The organism is Cedecea colo, from assembly GCF_011808225.1.
In the GTDB taxonomy this organism is placed as follows: Bacteria; Pseudomonadota; Gammaproteobacteria; order Enterobacterales; family Enterobacteriaceae; genus Dryocola; species Dryocola colo.
Map to the genome: position 1 here is coordinate 1 of NZ_SOYS01000035.1, position 612 is coordinate 612.

1 rRNA gene is annotated in these 612 nt (G+C 56.6%); it reads right to left on the minus strand.

The features are described from left to right. A 16S ribosomal RNA gene (locus E2L00_RS21385) occupies positions 1-612 on the minus strand; the annotation flags it as partial.

Genomic DNA, 612 nt, shown 5'->3' on the forward strand with positions numbered 1-612 from the left:
GCTTTCGCACCTGAGCGTCAGTCTTTGTCCAGGGGGCCGCCTTCGCCACCGGTATTCCTCCAGATCTCTACGCATTTCACCGCTACACCTGGAATTCTACCCCCCTCTACAAGACTCAAGCCTGCCAGTTTCGGATGCAGTTCCCAGGTTGAGCCCGGGGATTTCACATCCGACTTGACAGACCGCCTGCGTGCGCTTTACGCCCAGTAATTCCGATTAACGCTTGCACCCTCCGTATTACCGCGGCTGCTGGCACGGAGTTAGCCGGTGCTTCTTCTGCGGGTAACGTCAATCGACACGCTTATTAACCGTRTCGCCTTCCTCCCCGCTGAAAGTACTTTACAACCCGAAGGCCTTCTTCATACACGCGGCATGGCTGCATCAGGCTTGCGCCCATTGTGCAATATTCCCCACTGCTGCCTCCCGTAGGAGTCTGGACCGTGTCTCAGTTCCAGTGTGGCTGGTCATCCTCTCAGACCAGCTAGGGATCGTCGCTTTGGTGAGCCGTTACCTCACCAACTGGCTAATCCCATCTGGGCACATCTGATGGCAAGAGGCCCGAAGGTCCCCCTCTTTGGTCTTGCGACGTTATGCGGTATTAGCCACCGTTTC